We start from the raw sequence: 21,037 nt of genomic DNA, 5'->3' as shown, positions 1-21,037 counted from the left end.
CTCGCCTACGTGATCTACACATCGGGCTCCACGGGTAGGCCGAAGGGTGTGATGATCGAGCATCGCGGACTGGTCAATCTTGCATTCGCCCAGGCCGCGCTGTTCGATGTCGGCCCGCACAGCCGGATCGCGCAGTTCGCGTCCTTCAGCTTCGACGCCAGTGCGTGGGACATCGTGATGGCGCTGTGTTCCGGCGCCGAGCTGCATCTGCTCGGCGACCGGGAGCATCGCGACACGTCGGGGCTTCTGAACTATCTGTCCGAGCATCGGATCACGCATGCGACGCTGCCCCCCGCAGTGCTGCAGGGCCGCCCGGATCTGGCACGCCTCGCGGATCTCGAGACTCTTGTTCTGGCTGGCGAACTGCCGAGGCCGGAGCTCATCGCGAGCTTGCCGCCGAGCCTCGCCGTCTTCAACGCCTACGGCCCTACGGAAGCGACGGTCTGCGCGACCGCATGGCGCCGTCCGCCCGGCTTCGTCGGCGGCGTCGTGCCGATCGGTCGTCCGATTGCCAACGCACGCATCTATCTGCTCGATGCCGAAGGTCTGCCCGTGCCGCGCGGCGCAGTCGGCGAGATCTGGATCGGCGGGGCAGGCGTCGCCCGCGGCTATCTCAACCGTCCGGAGCTGTCGGCGGAGCGTTTCGCCGCCGATCCTTTCGGTCTCACTCCCGATGCCCGGATGTACCGGACCGGCGATCTCGGCCGCTATTTGGCCGACGGCGACATTGAATTCCTCGGCCGCAACGACCACCAGGTGAAGATCCGCGGCTTCCGCATCGAGCTGGGCGAAATCGAAGCCTGTTTGAATGCGCATGACGGCGTGCGTGATTCCGCGGTGCTGGCGCGGCGCGATACGCCAGGCGAGGTGAAACTCGTCGCGTATGTCGTGCCGTCCGGCGACGCCGGTGACGCGGACGAGTGGACCAGGCAATTGCGCGCCCATCTGCAGGCCTGCCTGCCGGACTACATGGTCCCTACGGCAATCGTGCGCGTCGCCGCGCTGCCGCTGACGCCGAATGGCAAGGTCGACCGGCGTGCGCTGCCGGCTCCGGATGACCGGGCGTTCTCGCATCGGGGCCACGAGCCTGCTCAGGGCGCGATCGAGCAGATGCTCGCAGACATATGGTGCGAGCTGCTCGGCGTAGAGCGGGTCGGACGCAACGATCATTTCTTCGAGCTTGGCGGCCACTCTCTGCTGATCGTCCGCCTGCTGGACCGCTTGAAGCGCCACGCACTGTCGGCCGATGCGCATACGATATTCGCCAAGCCGGTGCTGCGCGATCTTGCCGCGAGCCTGCAGCACAGCCGGGAGGTTGCGATCCCCGCCAACGTGATCACGGCGAAGACGTCGGCGATCACGCCCGAGATGCTGCCGCTGATCGCGCTGACGCAAGCCGAGATCGATCGCGTGGTCGATCGCGTGCCGGGCGGCGTCGGCAATGTTCAGGACATCTACGCGCTGTCGCCGCTGCAGGAGGGCATCCTGTTTCATCATATGCTGGCGACTGAGGGCGACCCCTACGTGCTGGTGGCGCAGATGGCGTTCTCCGGCCGTGATCTGCTGGATCGTTATCTTGCTGCCGTGCAGGAGGTGATCGATCGGCACGATGTTCTGCGGACGTCGATCGTCTGGGACGGCTTGTCCACGCCGGCACAGGCGGTTTGGCGCCGCGCACCGCTGAACGTCACGGAGGTCAAGCTCGATGGTGATGAGCCGGCGCATCTGCAGCTCGCCCGGCGCTTCGATCCCAGATCCAGCCGGCTCGATCTTGCGCAGGCGCCGTTGTTGCGGTTTGCCGTGGCGCGTGACGCCGAAACTGATCGCCTTCTGGTGCTGGTCCAGCTGCACCATCTGATCGGTGACCATTCGACCTTGCAGGCGATGCATCATGAGGTGCGGGCCATTCTGTCCGGCCGCCGGCAACTCCTGTCGACGCCAGTGCCGTTTCGAAATCTCGTGGCGCAGACCCGCGATGCCGCCCGGCAGGATATGCAGCAGCGGTTCTTCCGCGACATGCTGTCCGACATCGATGCGCCGACGACGCCATTCGGTTTGATCAACGTGCGGAGCGACGGTGAGGGCGTGTCCGAAGCGAAGCTCGGGATGCCGCCGGCACTCGATGCGCGGTTGCGGGCGCAGGCGCGACGGCTCGGGGTGAGTCTTGCAAGCCTCTGCCACATTGCCTGGGGACAGGTGCTAGCGCGCAGCAGTGGGCGCAAGCAGGTCGTGTTCGGAACGGTGCTGTTCGGCCGCATGCAGGCCGGCACCGAGATCGATCGCAGCCTGGGTCTGTTCATCAACACGCTGCCCCTGCGCCTCGATCTCGACGGCACCTCGGTCGAAGAAAGCGTGCGCGTGACACATGCACGGCTGGCAGAGCTGATGAAGCATGAGCATGCCTCATTGGCGATGGCGCAACGCTGCAGCGGCGTTGCGCCGCCGACACCGTTGTTTTCAGCGATCCTGAATTTTCGTCATGCCCAGAAAGATGAGCAGCCAGCCGAGGCGGAGCTCGCCGATCCCTTGCAGGGCATCGAATGGCTCGGCGTGGAGGAGCGCACCAACTATCCGCTGATGCTGGCGGTGGACGACGATGGCGATGGGCTTCGCCTCACCGTTCAGGTCGCGGCGCCGGTCGCGCCGGACCGGGTCTGCGGGATGGTGCAGCAGGCCCTGGAACAACTGGCCTCGGCATTGGAGTCTGCATCGCACACACCGATACGCGAGCTCGACGTCGTTCCGGTCGACGATCGCGCGCGGTTGCTGCACAGTTGGAATGCGACGGCCCAGAAGCTGGACACCTCGTGCTTGCACCGGCAGTTCGAGGCGCAGGCCGCGCAGGCGCCCGACGCGATCGCCGTCGTGCACGGTGAGGAGACGATCAGCTACGGCGCGCTGAACGCGCGCGCGAACCGCCTGGCGCGTCGCCTCAGAGACCACGGTGTCACTGCTGACGTGATCGTTGGGTTGGCGCTGGAACGCAGTGTCACGATGATCGTGGCTCTGCTCGCGGTGCTCAAAACGGGCGGAGCCTACCTGCCGCTCGACCCCGACTATCCGGCCGATCGCCTCGCCCACATGCTGGACGATAGCGGCGCTGCGCTGCTGCTCACGCAGGACACGTTGCACGAGCGCTTTGCGCCGGCGTTGGAACGCAGCGGCGTCGCGGCCTGGCTGCTCGATGTGACGGCGAGAGAAGCCAATGGCCACACTGATAACCTCGACGTCGACGTGCATCCTGAAAGCCTCGCTTACGTCATCTACACCTCCGGTTCGACCGGGTTGCCCAAGGGCGTGATGGTGCGTCATGGCGCGGTGGCGAACTTCCTGGCAACGATGGCGGAGCACCCGGGCATTGCGCGCGAGGATCGCGTGCTCGGGCTGACGTCGCTGTCATTCGACATCGCGGTGCTGGAGCTGTGGCTGCCACTGACCCATGGCGTCCAGATCGTGCTCGCCGATTGCGCCGCTGCACATGATCCGGCTGCACTGAAGGTGCTGGTTGCCAAGCACGGCGTGACCATGATCCAGGCCACGCCGTCGAGCTGGCGCATGCTGCTCGATCACGAGGCGATGCAGGAGTGGATACCTGGAGGTTGCCGCATCCTGAGCGGCGGCGAGGCGCTGGCGCCCGATCTCGCGCGACGGCTGGTCGCGCTGAGCAGCGAGGTCTGGAATCTCTATGGGCCGACCGAGACCACGGTGTGGTCGGCGCGGCATCGGCTCGATGCCGCCGATCCGACGCCGGTGCTCGGCGGTCCGATCGGCAACACCACGCTGTACGTGCTCGATGATGATTTGAACCTGGCCCCGATCGGCGTGGCCGGTGAGCTGTTCATCGGTGGCGAGGGGCTCGCGCGCGGCTATTGGAACCGGGCGGCTCTCAGTGCCGAGCGCTTCATTCCGGATCCGTTCGGGACGGCCAATGCGCGGCTGTACCGCACCGGCGATCTCGCGCGCTGGCGGGCCGATGGCGTGCTCGAGCATGTCGGCCGCGTCGACCATCAGGTCAAGATCCGCGGCCATCGCATCGAGCTCGGCGAGATCGAGGCGCGGCTGCGCGGCGAGAGCGGCGTGCGCGACAGCGTCGTGGTGGCGCAGGAGCTGGGCGGCAGCCGGCAGCTGATCGGCTATGTCAGCGGCGAAGACACGCTCGACGGTGGCAGTCTGCGCATGGTGCTGTCGGCGGTGCTGCCCGACTACATGGTGCCGTCGCGGGTGGTCGTGCTGCCACGGCTGCCTTTGACGCCGAACGGCAAGATCGACCGCAAGGCGCTGCCGCGACCCGACGCCCGGGCGAATGAGACACAACGCGTCGGGCCGCGCAATCCGACCGAGGCCGCACTCGCAGTGATCTGGGCCGAGCTGCTGCACCAGGACGATGTCGGCGTCACCGACAATTTCTTCGAGCTCGGCGGCGACTCCCTGGTCGCGGTTCAACTCGTCGGCCGGATCAAACGCGATCTCGCGCGGGATTTGCCGCTGAAGCGACTGTTCGAGCTGACGACCGTCGAGAGCATGGCGTCCGCGCTCGCTGCGGAACAGCCGGTGAAGACGCGCAGCGACGACATCGCCGCCATGTTCGATCTGCTGCAGGAAGTCGAGCTCGCCAATGAATGACCAGTCCGGACTTCAGACCCAGCAGCTCAGCGAGATCGCCCGCCGCCTCGCGCGTCTCGATGCCGAGAAGCAGCGCGCCTTCCTCGCGCAACTGGCCGCAAAGGGCATCGATCTGTCGATCCTGCCGATCGCGCGGCAGAACCTGCAGCGAGCACCACTGTCGTCCGCCCAGGCACGACTCTGGTTCCTGTGGCGGATGGATCCGGGCAGCTCGGCCTACAACATGCCTATCGCGATCCGTCTGCGTGGCCGGCTCGATGTCGACGCCTTGCAGCGGGCTCTCGACGGACTGGTCGTTCGCCATGCCGCGCTCCGCACTGTGTTCCGGCAGGAGGGCGGCGAGCCCGAGCAGATCGTTTGTCCGTCGCAGCCGGTCGAGCTGCGCCGGATCATCTTTGGCGGTGATGACCGCGAGGAGCAGGCGCGACGCGTGCTGCTCGAACAGGCAGCGCTGCCGTTCGATCTCGAAGCCGGTCCATTGCTGCGTGGGGCGCTGCTGGCGCTCGGCGAGGAGGATCACATCCTCGCGGTGACGCTGCATCACATCGTAGCCGACGGCTGGTCGATGCAGGTGCTGACGGACGAGTTCTGGCAGCTCTATCAGAGCGTGGTCCGGGGCGAGGTCGCGCCGTTACCGGACCTCGAGATCGAATACACCGATTTCGCGGCTTGGCAGCAGCTCTGGATCAGTGCGGCGGAGGGAGAGCAGCAGCTCCGCTACTGGACCGATCGGCTCCTGGACACGGCAATGTTGCAGCTGCCGTTCGACCGCGCCCGCTCGGCTCAGGCCGACCAGTCAGGCGATGGCGTACGCCTTGCGCTCGGCGCAACGCTGGCCGATCGCCTGCGTGAGCTGGCGCGGCGACACCAGACGACGCTGTTCGTGGTTCTGCTCGCAGCGCTGAAGCTGGTGTTGTACCGCTATAGCGGTCAGCCCGACATCAGTATCGGTGTTCCGCTTGCCAATCGCGATCGCTCGGAGACGCGACGGCTGATCGGCCTGCTGGTCAACACGCAGGTGCTGCGTTCGACGATCGACGGTCGCAGCACGATCGCTGAGTTGATCGCTTTGCTGCGCGAGGCGTCGCTCGAGGCCCAGGACAACCAGGATCTGCCGTTCGAACGGTTGCTGGAGGTGCTGCAGCCGCAGCGAAGCCTGAGCCATAACCCGCTGTTTCAAGTGCTCTACAATCATCAGCGCCGGCGCGAGATGGCGGACGTCCCCGCCGCTGCCGAGCTGCAGATCGAGACGATCGCGCCGGAGATCAACACGGTCAAATTCGACCTCGCCGTCGACAGCGAGGAAGCGCCGTCGGGCGACATCTCGGCGCTGTTTTCGTTCGCCACCGCTCTGTTCGACCGGACGACGATCGAGCGCCTTGCTGCACATTGGCGCACCATTCTGGAATCGATGATCGCAGACCCGGAGCGCCCCATCGCTTCGCTCGATCTGCTCTCGAAGCAGCAACATGACGACGTGACCCGGTGGAATGAGTGTGCCCGTACGTTTGCGCCGTTCCGGCCGGTGCATCGAAGCTTTGTCCAGCACGCGCTGGAAACGCCGGACGCACCGGCGTTGCTCTTTGGTGCTGAGACGATCAGCTATGCGGTACTCGATCGCCGTGCCAACGCGATCGCCCGGCATCTCCGGGCGCACGGCGTCCGCCCTGGTGCGCTGGTCGGCATCTCGATGCAGCGGTCGCCTGATCTGGTCGCCGCTTTTCTTGCGGTGCTGAAGACGGGCGCCGTCTACCTGCCGCTCGACCCGGACCATCCGCCGGCGCGGCTGTCGGCGACCATCCGCGATGCCGGCGCAGGCGTCGTGCTGACCGACGTCGGCTCGACGCAATTGCCGGCGATGCCCAGTGTGCGCGTCCTCGATCTCGGCCTCATCTCACCTGAGGAAACGGAAGTCGATCCTGCGGTCGAGGTCGATCCGCAGAGCCTCGCTTATGTGATCTACACGTCCGGCTCGACCGGCGTGCCGAAGGGAGTCGCCGTCGCCCACGGGCCGTTCGCAATGCATTGCGATGCCACCGCCGAGCTTTACGAGATGGACCGGCAATCGCGCGAGCTGCACTTCCTTTCGTTCACCTTCGACGGTGCGCATGAGCGGTTATGGACCGCGCTGAGTTGCGGCGCCGCGCTGGTGATGCGCGATGCCGATCTCTGGTCGGCCGAGCAGACGCTCGACGTGATGCGTGCACAGCAGGTCACGAATGCTGGCTTCCCGCCAGCCTATCTGCAACAGCTCGCCGACTTCGCGGCGTGGCGCGGCGATCCACCGCCGGTGTCGCTGTATTCCTTCGGCGGCGAGGCCATGTCGAAATCGGGTTTCGACAAGGTCAGGCACGCACTGCGGCCGCGCAAGCTGATCAATGGCTATGGCCCGACGGAAACGGTGGTCACGCCTCTGGTCTGGAAGGTCGATGCCGATGCCGAGATCGACTGCGCCTATGCGCCGATCGGCCGTCCGGTCGGCCGGCGCTCCGCGCTCGTTCTCGACGGCGACCTCAACATCGTTCCGGTCGGCGTCACCGGTGAGCTGCATATCGGCGGCGAGGGACTCGCAAGCGGCTATTGGAATCGACCGGGCCTGACGGCGCAGCGGTTCGTCCCCGATCCGTTCGGCGAGCCGGGGGCCCGGCTGTACCGCACCGGCGATCTGGCACGCTGGCGCGCCGATGGCGTGATCGACTATGTCGGACGTTCCGACCACCAGCTCAAGATCCGCGGCTTTCGGATCGAGCCGGGCGAGGTCGAGGCGCGCCTGATGCGCCAAACCGGTGTCCGGTCGGCCGTGGTGGTCGCGCGCGACATCGGCGGGCGACAGCAGCTCATTGGCTACGTCAGCGGCGCCGGCGACATCGACGAGACGACGCTGCGGACGGCTCTGCTGCAGGAGCTGCCGGACTACATGGTTCCGACGCGGATCGTGCCGTTGACGCAGATGCCGCTCACGGCCCACGGCAAGGTCGATCGTGAGGCCTTGCCCGTTCCGCAGCAACTGGCGGCAGACGCGAACTATGTTGCTCCGCAGACGCCAACGGAAGTGACGTTGGCGGCGATCTGGGCGGAGCTGCTCGGGCGTCCGCACGTCGGGCTGACCGACAATTTCTTCGAGCTGGGCGGCGACTCCATCATCTCGCTGCAGGTGGTCGGGCGGGCGCGTCAGCGCGGCCTCTCGATCGAGCCGCGCGATCTGTTCCGGCACCAGACGCTCCAGGAGCTGGCGCGTGTCGCGCGCAGTGAAGTGGTCCTGGGCGCGTCGGCGCGGCCGGTCGAGTCCGACGGTGGCCCGGTGCCGTTGTTACCGATCCAGCGTCGCTTCTTCGCCGAGGACGCGGGTGAACGGCATCATTGGAATCAGGCCGTCCTGCTTGTGCCCGGAGCACGGCTGGATTGGGGCGCGATGGCCCGGGCTGTGATGGCGGTCGTGTCGCATCACGACGCCCTGCGGATGCAATTCGCTGAGGTCGATGGCGCGTGGCAGGCACGATATGGCGAGATGCCGTCGCTCGCCGATCTGCTGTGGACGCGCATCGTGGCCGATGCCGCCGACATCACCTCGGTTGCCGCGATCGCTCAAGCGAGCCTCTCCCTGCAGGGTCCGCTGCTCCGCTTGGTGGGAATGGACGTGGCGGACGGCAGCCAGAGGCTCCTGATCGTCGTGCATCATCTCGTGGTCGACGGCGTGTCCTGGCGCGTGTTGCTCGAAGATATCGCGTCGGCGTACGAACAGGCCGCGCAGGGTGTTGCGGCGATTGCGCTTCCAGCGAAGAGCGAAACCGTGGCGTCGTGGGGCCGGAGGCTCGAAGCCTACGCTGCGAGCGCGGAGCTGGCAGGCCAGCTCGACTACTGGCGGACGCGGACCGTGGCCGGTGATCTGCCTTGCGACGACGACCATGGCGACGTCGACCGGGTTGCCGATGGCGAGGATGTGGCGGTCACATTCGATGCGGTTCTGACGGCGCAGCTGCTGAAAGACGCGCCCGCCGCCTATCGGACCCATGTCAACGATTTGCTGCTCGCCGCGCTCGCCCGTGCAGTCGGAACCTGGAGCGGGCGCGATGATGTTCTTGTCGAGCTCGAAGGCCATGGCCGCGAAGATGTGTTCGACAATGTGGAGCTGTCGCGGACGATCGGCTGGTTCACGATCGCCTTTCCCGTCCGTCTGTCCAACGGTGCGAGCGATGACGCGACGCTGATCAAATCGATCAAGGAGGAGTTGCGCGCCATTCCATCCCGCGGCCTTGGTTATGGCGTGCTGCGCCACTGCGGCAGCCGGGGACAGCGCGAGGCGCTGGTGGACGGCGCGGAGCCGCGCATCGTCTTCAACTATCTCGGCCAGTTCGGCGCCAGCGTCGGCTCTGGCGGCGCGTTTGCCGTGGCGCCGGAAAGCGCGGGGCCGTCGCGCAGCGCCAGCGCGCCGCTCGGCCGCTGGCTCAGCATCAACGGCCAGGTGCTGGACCGCGAGTTGCGGCTGACGTTCAGCTTCGGCCGCAAGCGCTACCGCCGCGAGACGATCGAACGGCTCGCGGCCTGCTATGCGACGGCTCTGCGCGAGCTCGTCGCACACTGTACGAGCGGCGTGCGCGGCATCACGCCGTCCGACGTTCCGTTGTCGCGGCTGAGCCAGCCGGAGCTCGATCTATTGGGAGCCTCGCGCGACTGGCGCGAGATCGAGGACATCTATCCGCTGTCACCGATGCAGCAGGGCATGTTGTTCCACGCGCTCCGCGATGCCGATAGCGGCAGCTATGTCAGCCAGATCGCCGTCGACGTCAGCGGCGTCGACCCGACGCGGCTGCGCGAGGCGTGGCAGGCGATGACGGCGGCGCACGCCGTGCTGCGAACCGCTTTCCTATGGCGCGAATTGTCGGGCACGCCGCAGCAACTGGTCTGTCGCCACGCCGAGGTCCCTTTCGTTGTCGAGGATTGGCGCGACCGAGTCGCATTGATGGATACGACCGCTCGCGCCGCTGCGCTCGCCGACGCGGCCTTCGCCGAACGACGAGATGGTTTCGACCTGTCACGTCCTCCGCTGCAGCGGGTCCGACTGATCGATCTCGGCGGCGGTGTTCACCGGCTGATCTGGACTCATCATCACATCCTGCTCGACGGCTGGAGTGCGGCACGCCTGATCGCCGAGATCATGCAGCATGTACGGGGCAGGGCGCTGTCTGCGCCACGGGGCAGGTACCGCGACTACATCGACTGGCTGCAGCGCCAGGACAGCGAGTCGTCAGGCGCGTTCTGGTCTAGGCTTCTTTCTCCACTCGATGAACCCACCCTGCTTGCCGATGCCCTCGGCGGGCCGGCGGAGCCTGCGGCCGGCCATGCCTCGCTCGACCTCTTGATCGATGCGGCGCAGACCGAGCGGCTGCAGGCCGCGGCGCGGCGTGAGCGGGTGACCTTGAACACCATGCTGCAGGGCGCGTGGACGCAGCTGTTGCGGCGGCTGACCGGCCAGCAGGCCGTCTGCTTCGGCGCCACCATCTCCGGCCGGCCGCCCGAGATTGCGGGCGTGGAGGAGATGGTCGGGCTGTTCATCAACACCTTGCCGATGCTCGACGACACCAGTTCGCAGACGTCGGTCGGCGATTGGCTACGCAGCGTTCAGGATCGCAACGTCGACCTGCGCGAGCATGGCTGGCTGCCGCTCTACGAGATCCAGCGACTCGCGGGCCGCGCCGGGCGTCCGCTGTTCGACACGATCTTCGTTTTCGAGAACTATCCGGTCGACGAGGTGCTGCGCGCTCAGCCGGGAGACGGCCCCCGCACAGGCCGCGCCGAGCAGCTCTCGATCACGAACTATGCGCTGACGCTCGCCGTCTTCGTCACCGAAGCCGGCATCAGGCTCGGCTTCCGCTACGACCGTGGCCGGTTCGACCGGCAGCAGATCGGGCGGATTCAGGCGGCCTTAGCTGGCCTGGTCGACCGTATCGCCGACGGAAGCAGCCGGCCGATCGCAGAGCTGCACGGCTTGGATGACGTTGCGAAGCAGCGGGTGCTCGACTGGAGCGTAGGTATTGCCGCGCCGGCGACCACTGACGATGTGATCGATGTCGTGGCGCAGATCGAGCAGCAGGCCGGGCGGTCTCCCGCCGCGACCGCCTTGATCTGCGAGGGCGAGCGGATCAGCTACGCCGAGTTGAATGCGCGCGCCAACCGTCTGGCCCGCCGGATTCGCGCGCGCGGGATCGGCCTGGATGCTCCAGTCGGGCTGGCGTTCGAACGCAGCATCGACATGATCGTCGCCGTGCTGGCGGTGTTGAAGGCTGGAGCGGGCTATCTGCCGCTCGATCCGGATTATCCGAGCCAGCGCATCGCTGCGATGCTGCGCGACAGTCGCGCGCGGCTGGTGCTGACACAGACACAGCTACGCGACCGGCTTACCCTGACGGCAGCCGACGCCGGCGTCGACCTGATCGTTGTTGGAACGGCGGATGATGCTCGCGCGGAGACGGCTGCCAGGCGCGATACCGCCGACCTGAGGATCCCGGTGCGTCCCGAGAGCCTTGCCTATGTGATCTACACGTCGGGCTCGACCGGTGTGCCCAAAGGCGTCGCCTGCACGCGTGGCGCTCTCGCCGCACGGCTGGCGTGGATGCAGGCCGAATATCGGCTCGACGCCAGTGAGACGCTGCTGCAGAAGACGCCGTTCAGCTTCGACGTCGCGGTCTGGGAGATCCTGTGGCCGCTGACGGTTGGGGCGCGGCTTGCGATCGCTGCTCCCGGCGCGCACCGCGAGCCCGGGCGGTTGATCGATGCGATCATCGCTCACGATGTCACCACGTTGCATTTCGTGCCGCAGATGCTTGCGCAATTCATCGCTGAGCCCGCAGCGAGACGATGCGTGAGCTTGAAGCGGCTGTTTTCCGGCGGAGAAGCGCTGCCGGTCCAGCTGATGGACCAGGTCCGTGCGGTATTTCCCACCATCCGCTTCGACAACCGCTACGGGCCGACCGAAACCCTGATCAACGCCAGCTTCTGGAATTGCCGCAGTCCGAGCGGCAGCCGCGTTCCGATCGGATACCCCATCCCCGGGACGGTGCTGCGCATTCTTGACGCCGACCTCAATCTGGTGGACGAAGGAACGACGGGCGAGCTCTACATCGGCGGCACCGGGCTTGCGCGCGGCTATCTCGGGCGGGCCGGGCTGACGGCCGAGCGCTTCATCGCCGATCCGTTTGGGCCGCCGGGTGCGCGGCTCTACCGCAGCGGCGATCTCGCGCGCTGGCGCAGTGATGGCGCCATCGATTATGTCGGCCGGGCCGACCATCAGGTGAAGGTCCGCGGCTTCCGCATCGAGCTCGGCGAGATCGAAGCACGTCTGTTGCAGCAGCCGTCGGTTCGCGGGGCCGTCGTGGTCGCGCGCGAGTTTGGCGCGGGCCGGCAGCTCGTCGGCTATGTCAGCGGCGACAGCGCGCTCGATGGCGCGGCGCTGCGCGACGCCTTGGCGGCGCAACTGCCCGATTACATGGTGCCGTCGCGGATCGTGGTGCTCGACCGGCTGCCGCTGATGGTCAACGGCAAGGTCGACCGCCAGGCGCTGCCGGCGCCGGAGAGTGCCGGCGCGGCCATGCGGATCGCGCCGCGGACGCCGAACGAAATCGTGCTCACGGCGATCTGGGCCGAGCTGCTGCGTCAGCCCGATGTCGGGATCACCGACAATTTCTTCGAGCTCGGCGGCGACTCCATCATCTCGCTGCAGATGGTCAGTCGCGCGCGTCGCGCCGGCGTCGTGATCGAGCCGCGTGATGTCTTCAAACACCAGACGCTTGAGGCTCTGGCGCGCGAGGCCCGGTCTGCAGTCCAGCTCGAAGCAACGGCAGAGCAGGGCCTCGTTATCGGCCCACAGCCGCTGCTGCCGATTCAGCTCAGATTCTTCGAGCAGGATCTGGAGAAGCCGGACCACTGGAATCAGGCCTTGCTGCTCAAGCCGCAGCGCCGGCTCGACTGGATTGTGCTGGGGCACGCGCTTTCAGCGGTCGTCGCTCACCACGATGCGCTGAGGCTGCGCTTCCAACGAGCCGATGGCGTCTGGCGCGCCGAGCATGGGCCTTCACCGGCGCTCGCGGAGTTGTTCCGGACGTGCAAGCTCGCCAATGCCGATGCTGTCACGGCACTGGCAACCGAGGTGCAGGCTACGCTCTCGCTCGCACATGGCCCGCTGGTTCGCGCCGTCGGAATGGACCTTCCGTCGGGTGAGCAGCGGCTCCTCGTCGCGATCCATCATCTCGTGGTCGATGGCGTGTCCTGGCGCGTGCTGCTCGAGGATCTGGCCGCCGCCTACGAGCAGATGTTGCGCGGAGACGCGGCGGCAACGCTGCCGCCGAAGACCCATGCCTACGCGCAGTGGGGCGCTGCGCTGCAGATATATGCCGGCTCCGATGAACTGGCCAGGGAGCTGGACTATTGGTCGGCGATCCCGCAGGCGGACGAACTGTCGTGCGATGATGACCATGACGGTCCTGACACGGTCGCCGATGCGGATGAAGTGCCCCTGGTCATCGACTCCGCGCTGACCGCGCGCCTGCTGGGCATGGCTCCTGCGGCCTACCGGACCCAGGTCAATGACCTCCTGCTTGCGGCGCTGACGCGGGCGCTGTGGCTATGGTCCGGACGGGAAAATATCGCGATCGAGCTCGAAGGTCATGGCCGAGAGGAGATCGGCGCGGGGCTCGATTTGTCGCGCAGCGTCGGCTGGTTCACGACGGCGTTTCCCGTGGCGCTCGCGGGCGGGGCACAAGAGCCGGCCACGCTGATCAAGGCGACCAAGGAAATGCTCCGGTCCGTTCCGCATCGGGGGCTCGGCTACGGCATCCTGCGCCATCTCGGCTCTGAAGCACAGCGTGCCGTGCTTGGTGCAGGCCGTGAGCCGCGCATCGGCTTCAACTATCTCGGTCAGGTGGATGATGGCGCAGGCGAGGCCGCATTGTTCGCGGTTGCGCCGGAGAGCGCGGGATCATCCCGGGCCGCATCGAGTCCGTTGCGTCACATCCTCAGCATCAATGCCCGTGTGCTTGGCGGCCGGCTGCAGGTGTCGTTCGGCTTCAGCAGAAAACGTTATCGAGCAGCAACGGTCGCGCGTCTCGCCGCCTGTTTCGAAGCCGCGCTTCTCGAACTCGTCGATCACTGCACCAGCGGGGCAAGTGGATTGACGCCGTCCGATGTCACGCTGTCGAAGCTGACCCAGGCCGAGATCGACGCGCTTCCACTGAAGTGGCGCGAGGTCGAGGACATCTATCCGCTGTCGCCGATGCAGCAGGGCATGCTGTTCCATGCGCTGAACGACGACGGCACCGGAGTTTACGTCAACCAGCTGACCGCCGAAATACGCGGCCTCGACGCAGGTGAGCTGCGGGCGGCCTGGCAGGCCGTCAGTGATCGCCATCCCCTGTTGCGCACCGGTTTTCTCTGGCGCGAATTGTCGGGACCGCCGCAGCAGGTGGTCTATCGCCATGCGGAGATACGCTTCACCGAGGACGATTGGCGTACCCGCGCCGCGGGACTTTTGCCAGCAGCACTCGACGCCGCCCTGAACGCGGTCGCCCAGCGTGAGCGTGCGGAAGGTTTCGATCTGGCGTGTCCGCCGTTGCAGCGCCTGACGCTGGTCAGGCTCGATGACGACCGTCATTGGCTGATCTGGACCCATCATCACATCCTGATGGATGGTTGGAGCTCAGCGCGTTTCGTGGCAGAGGTGATGCAACTGCTGGAGCATGGCTCGCTGCCGGCGCAGCAGCTGCACTATCGCGACTACATCGCCTGGCTCCAGGCGAGGGATCACGAGGCCGCCGCGCAATTCTGGCGCGCAGCCCTGATCGAGCTCGACGAGCCAAGCCTGGTGGCACCGGCCGGCAGCAACGGACCGATGGACCACGGCTCTCGCGTCATGGCGGTGGACCAGGATCTGAGCGAACGGCTGCAGCAATTCGCGACCCGCGAGCGCGTCACCTTGAACACGGTCGTTCAAGCCGCATGGGCGCAATTGCTGCGTCGTTACACTGGCCAGGACACGGTTTGCTTTGGCGTGACGGTGTCAGATCGGCCCGCGGCTGTTGCCGGGGCCGAAGACATGGTCGGCCTGTTCATCAACACGTTGCCGGTGGTCGATCGCGAATATCCGCAGCTCAGTGTCGGCGCATGGCTGCGCAACCTGCAGGACCGCAATCTTGCTCTGCGGGATCATGGCTGGATGCCGCTTGCGGACATTCAACGGCTGGCCGGACGCGCCGGACGTCCGTTGTTCGACAGCATCCTGGTGTTCGAGAACTATCCGGTCGATCAGGCGCTGAAATCGAAGGGCGGACGGCTCGTCGCTGGCCGGACCAGGATTTTGGAGACCAGCAACTATCCGCTGTTCGTCAGCGTCGGCCTCGACGGTCAGCTGCGGCTCGTATTCAACTTTCAGCGGCGGCATTTCGACGAAGGCCAGATCGTTCGGCTTCAAGCGGCTTTCGTGCAACTGCTCGCGGCGATCAGCGGCGATGCCGAGCAGTCGGTCGGCAACATCGCGCCGATCGATCCGGACCATCTCGCGACCCTGGCGCGTGTCAACGATACGGCCGGCGCAGATATATTCACTGCGATCGTCGCGCAGGTCGAGGCGCAAGCAGCGCAGGCGCCCGATGCGATCGCCGTCGCGCATGGTGAGGAGACGATCAACTACGGCGCGCTGAACGCGCAAGCCAACCGCTTGGCGCGCCGGCTCAGAGACCGCGGTGTCGGTGCCGACGTGGTCGTCGGGCTGGCACTGGAGCGCAGCATCACGATGATGGTGGCGTTGCTCGCGGTGCTGAAGGCGGGTGGGGCGTACCTGCCGCTCGATCCCGACTATCCGGCCGAGCGCCTCGCCCACATGCTGGGCGATAGCGGCGCGACGCTGCTGCTCACGCAGGACTCGTTGCGCGAGCGCTTTGCGCCAGCGCTGGAACGCAGCGGCGCCGAGGCGTGGCTGCTCGACGACGCCATGGACGACAATGCGGGCGACACCGGAAACCTCGACGTCGATGTGCATCCAGAAAGCCTCGCTTATGTCATCTACACCTCCGGTTCGACCGGGCTGCCCAAGGGCGTGATGGTGCGTCATGGCGCGGTGGCGAACTTCCTGGCAACGATGGCGGAGTATCCGGGCATTGCGCGCGAGGACCGCGTGCTCGGGCTGACGTCGCTGTCATTCGACATCGCGGTGCTGGAGCTTTGGCTGCCGCTGACGCGTGGCGCCAACGTCGTGCTTGCCGATCGCGCCGCCGCGCATGATCCGGCCACGCTGAAGACGATCGTGGCAGGACATGGCGTCACCATGATCCAGGCGACGCCATCGAGCTGGCGCATGCTGCTCGATCACCAGGCGACGGAGACGTGGATACCGGAGCGGTGCCGTGTGCTGAGCGGCGGCGAGGCACTGGCGCCCGACTTGGCGCGACGGCTGGTCGCGCTGAGCAGCGAGGTCTGGAATCTCTATGGGCCGACCGAGACCACGGTGTGGTCGGCGCGGCATCGGCTCGATGCCGACGATCCGACGCCGGTGCTCGGCGGTCCGATCGGCAACACCACGCTGTACGTGCTCGATGATGATTTGAACCTGGCCCCGATCGGCGTGGCCGGTGAGCTGTTCATCGGTGGCGAGGGGCTCGCGCGCGGCTATTGGAACCGGGCGGCTCTCAGTGCCGAGCGCTTCATTCCGGATCCGTTCGGGACGGCCGGTGCGCGGCTGTACCGCACCGGCGACCTCGCGCGCTGGCGGGCCGATGGCGTGCTCGAGCATGTCGGCCGCGTCGACCATCAGGTCAAGATCCGCGGCCATCGCATCGAGCTCGGCGAGATCGAGGCGCGGCTGCGCGGCGAGAGCGGCGTGCGCGACAGCGTCGTGGTGGCGCAGGAGCTCGGCGGCAGCCGACAGCTGATCGCCTATGTCAGCGGCGATGATGCACTCGACGGCGCGGCGTTGCGCGCTGCGCTCACCTCGGCGCTGCCGGACTACATGGTGCCGTCGCGGGTGATGGTGCTGCCACGGCTGCCTTTGACGCCGAACGGCAAGATCGACCGCAAGGCGCTGCCGCGACCCGATGCGCGGACCAACGAGACACAACGCGTCGCGCCGCGCAATTCGACCGAGGCCGCGCTCGCCGCGATCTGGGCCGAGCTGCTGCACCAGGACGATGTCGGGGTCACCGATAACTTCTTCGAGCTCGGCGGCGACTCCATCATCTCGCTGCAGATCGTCGGCCGTGCCCGCCGAGCCGGTCTCCTGCTGGAGCCGAGAGACGTGTTCCGGCACCAGACCATCGAGCTGCTCGCGCCGTTGTGTCGGGCGGCGCAGGACGAGAAGCGAGCCGCCGTGGCGCGCGGTGTGCTGTCGGGCTCGAGCGATGAAGAGCTGGCACGGCTCGGTCTCGATTGGGACCGTATCGAGGACATCTATCCGCTGTCGCCGATGCAGCAGGGCATGCTGTTCCACAGCCTGCGCGACGCCGGCAGTGGCGTCTACGTCAACCAGATCAGCGTCGAGATCGGCGGCCTCGATGTCGAGCGCTTGCGTACGGCGTGGCAGGACGTCTCCGCGCGCCATCCGATGCTGCGAACGGGCTTTCTCTGGCGTGAGCTGTCCGGCTCGCCGTTGCAGGCCGTCTATCATCAGGCGACGCTACCGTTCGAAACCGAGGATTGGCGTGGCCAGGTGATCGACGAGGCGCGCCTCGCGGCGGTACTTGCCGGAGAGCGTGATGCCGAGTTTGATCTCGCGCGGCCGCCGTTGCAGCGGGTGCGCCTGCTGCGCGTGGAGGACGATCGCCATCGCCTGATCTGGACCTATCATCACATCCTGATGGATGGCTGGAGCTCGGCCCGCTTCATCGGCGAGATCCTGCAGAGTTATGCCGGGCGCAGGCTCGCGCCCAATCCCACGCATTATCGTGACTACATCGCCTGGCTTCTGGCCCAGGACGCTGATGCCGCCGAGCGCTTCTGGCGCGGACAGCTGTCCGCCTTCGACCAGCCGACGCCGTTGGCCGATGCATTCGGCGCCCGCCGCTACGATGAACAGGGGCACCGGCGCGTGTACACGCGGCTCGACGCGGATGCGACGTCGGTCTTGAAGACGTTTGCCCGCCGCGAGCGCATCACGCTCAACACGCTCATCCAGGGCGTCTGGGCGCTGCTGCTGCAGCGCTATACGGGACAGCAGACGGTCAGCTTCGGCGTCACGGTGGCCGGCCGTCCGGCCGGTCTCGACGGGGCCGAGCAGATGATCGGCCTTTTCATCAATACGCTGCCGATGATCGAGACGCCTCCGCTTGATTCCTCCATCGGCGACTGGCTGCGTGCGATACAGAGCCGCAACGCCGCGATCCGCAACTATGAGCAGACGCCGCTCTACGACATCCAGAGCTGGGCCGGCCGCGCCGGCGAGACCATGTTCGACAGCATCATCGTGTTCGAAAACTACCCCGTCGAACGCGGCCTGCTGCAGGGCGACGGCTCGCTCCAGTTCGGCGGGCTACGCAATGTCGACGTGACCAACTATCCGATGGATCTGTCGGTCCTGGTCGAGGACACGCTCCAGGTCGAGTACACGTACATGCCGAGCCATTTCACATCGGCGGAGGCTGAGCAGATCAGAGCGCAGTTCGAGCATCTGCTCGCGGCGTTGACACAGGATCCCGAAGCCCGGGTCGGCGCGATCGATGCCGCAACCAGCCACGGTCACGCGCGCGCGCTCAGTTGCAATGCTCACGCGGTGCCCGCCGCATCGGCTCCGCTGGTCCATGAGACGATCGGCCGGCACGCAGTCATCGATCCCGCACGAACAGCGCTGGTGATCGGCGGCAGCAGCCTGTCCTACGGCGCACTCGATCGCCGCGCCAATCGCCTCGCGCATCACCTGATCGCGAAGGGGCTCTTGCCGGACCAGCGCGTTGGCGTCGTCGTCGAGCGTGAGGCCGCAACGATCGTGGCGCTGCTCGCCGTGTTGAAGGCCGGCGCGGCCTATGTACCGCTCGATCCCGAGCTGCCGCCGGAGCGGATCTCGTATGTGATGCACGACAGCGGTGCGGCGTTCCTGCTGTCCGGCTCCCGCGACGTTCCCGCGCCCGATGGTGTCGAGTGCATCGATCTTGCGCGCTTTGACTTCGAGACGGGACCGGATCATACGCCGCAGCCGGGCCTGCACCAGGACAACCTCGCCTATGTGATCTACACGTCGGGTTCGACCGGGCGGCCAAAGGGCGTCGCGGTCGCGCATGGGCCTCTCGCCATGCATTGCCGCGCGACCGCTGCGCTCTACGAGATCGAAGCGGATTCGCGCGAGCTGCATTTTCTGTCGCTGGCCTTCGATGGGGCCCATGAGCGGTGGCTCACCGTGCTCTCGCAGGGAGCGCGGCTCGTGATGCGCGATGCGGAGCTGTGGACCCCGGAGCAGACCGTCGAGATGCTGCATGCGCAAGGTGTCACGCATGTCGGACTGCCGCCGGCCTATCTGCAGCAGGTCGCGGAATGGGCGGAGCAGACCGGTCATCGACCGCCAGTAAAGCTGTACTCGTTCGGCGGCGAGGCCATGCCCAGGGCCGGCTTCGACAAAGTGAAGCAGGCACTGAAACCGCAGATCCTCATCAACGGCTATGGTCCCACCGAGACCGTTGTGACGCCGCTCGTCTGGAAGGTCGACGGCCGCGCCGAATGCGACAAAGCCTATGCGCCGATCGGCGTTCCCGTTGGTGACCGCACTGCCTATATCCTTGATAGTCGGTTGAACATCGTGCCGGCTGGCGCAGCCGGTGAGCTGTACATTGGCGGTCTCGGCCTGGCACGCGGCTATCACGCCAAGCCTGGCATGACCGCGGAGCGTTTCGTTCCGGATCCGTTTGCGTCCAAGGCCGGCGCACGCCTCTATCGCACCGGCGATCTCGCTCGTTGGGACGTCGACGGCACGATCGAATATCTCGGGCGCAGTGACGATCAGGTCAAGGTCAGCGGCTTCCGAATCGAACTCGGCGAGATTCAGTCGGCCTTGCTGTTGGAGCCCACCGTCGCGCAGGCTGCCGTGCTCGCTGTACGGGGCGCCGGTGGCAACCAGCTCGTCGCCTATGTCGCGCCGAAGGATGCAAGCGAATTCGTTGGCCCGGCATCGGAGCGGCTGTGTGCCAGCCTCACGGCCGGGCTGCGTGACCGGCTGCCGGCCTATATGGTCCCGGCCAGGATCATCGTGCTCTCCCGTCTTCCAACGCTCTCGAGCGGCAAGGTCGATCGCAGGGCGCTGCCGGCCCCGGAGGCCGCTGCCGAGCGCGTGTTCATCGCGCCCGATGGTCCTGAGGAGACGGCGATGGCGCAGCTGTGGGCCGAGGTTCTCGGCGTGCCGCAGGTCGGCGTCACCGACAATTTCTTCGAGCTCGGCGGCAACTCGATCTTGAGCCTGAAGGTGATCGCGCGGCTCCGCCGTGAGCCGGTCCTCGGCCGCGAGATCAAGCTGCGCGACCTGCTGCAGAAGCCGACGATCAGGGCCTTGCTTGGCCGGCCGGCGAGCGATCTGGCGCGACCTTCGGCGCTGTTGCCGCTGAATGCGCCGGCCCCCGGCACGCCCCCCGTGTTCTGCTTCCACGGCGGCTTCGGCACGGTGTTCGACTATGCGCCGCTGGCGCGCCGACTGGAAGGGAAGCGCCAGCTTTTCGGGCTGCAATGCCGGACATTGATCGCGCCGTCTTTCACCGATGAATCGCTGGCCGCGATGGCCGTGGACTATGCCAGCGAGATCGTGCGGGCGCAGGGCAGGGGACCTTATCATCTGATCGGTTGGTCGCTCGGCGGGCTGATCGCATGCATGGTCGCCGCCGAGCTGGAGCGACGTGGCGAAAGCGTCGAGCATCTCGCGCTGATCGACAGCTTCGTTCCACAAAGGCCGCGCGGTGAGCCGCAATCCGCCGGGCAGCATTGGGCCGACGAGTTGCTCGGGCTGCTGTCCGTTGCTGTACCTGGCGTGCAGTTGTCGATCATCAGGTCGCAGGCGGCGGCGATCAGCGCCGCCGGCCAGCCGGCCAGCGACGAGGCGATCAGGCGGCTGATCGACGACGCGATCAGCACGGTACCGGCAGCATCGCGCGATCGGCTGCTCGGGGTCGACGACATCGTCGGCGCATTCACGGTCGGACGACATCTAAAACGGCTGGCGCAGCATGCTGACTGGCCTGCGCATCTCCGTGTCGCGCCCGGGTGCTGGTGGACCTCGGGCCGCCTGCAGCAGCGCGATTGGCTCGAAGCCGAGCTACCGCATGCGGCAGACCTCGGCGTCGTCGGCGACGACCATTTCTCGATCCTGAGCAACGAGACCTTCCTCTCGGCGATCTGTTCGTGGCTGGAGCCCCGCATAGCGATCCAGGCGACGCAAGCCCTGCAGCCCGAACCAGCAGAATGA

The 21,037-nt window shown here is 66.7% G+C and carries 2 protein-coding genes (1 of these 2 cut by a window edge); both read left to right on the top strand.

What is annotated here, in order from left to right; genetic code table 11:
- Nucleotides 1-4,623, top strand: the 3' portion of a protein-coding gene (locus S58_RS26010; RefSeq protein WP_042340220.1) for a non-ribosomal peptide synthetase. 1,959 nt of this gene lie to the left of the window's left edge; the window shows 4,623 of its 6,582 coding nt (coding positions 1,960-6,582); the start codon falls outside the window, past its left edge; the stop codon is at nt 4,621-4,623.
- Nucleotides 4,616-21,037 (top strand): non-ribosomal peptide synthase/polyketide synthase, encoded by a 16,422-nt coding sequence (locus S58_RS26005; protein ID WP_015668373.1) that lies wholly within the window; start codon nt 4,616-4,618, stop codon nt 21,035-21,037. Before S58_RS26010 ends, S58_RS26005 begins: the two co-directional genes overlap by 8 nt.

The sequence above is a fragment of the Bradyrhizobium oligotrophicum S58 genome, assembly GCF_000344805.1.
In the GTDB taxonomy this organism is placed as follows: Bacteria; Pseudomonadota; Alphaproteobacteria; order Rhizobiales; family Xanthobacteraceae; genus Bradyrhizobium; species Bradyrhizobium oligotrophicum.
This window is presented reverse-complemented; position numbering and strand designations above follow the sequence as displayed.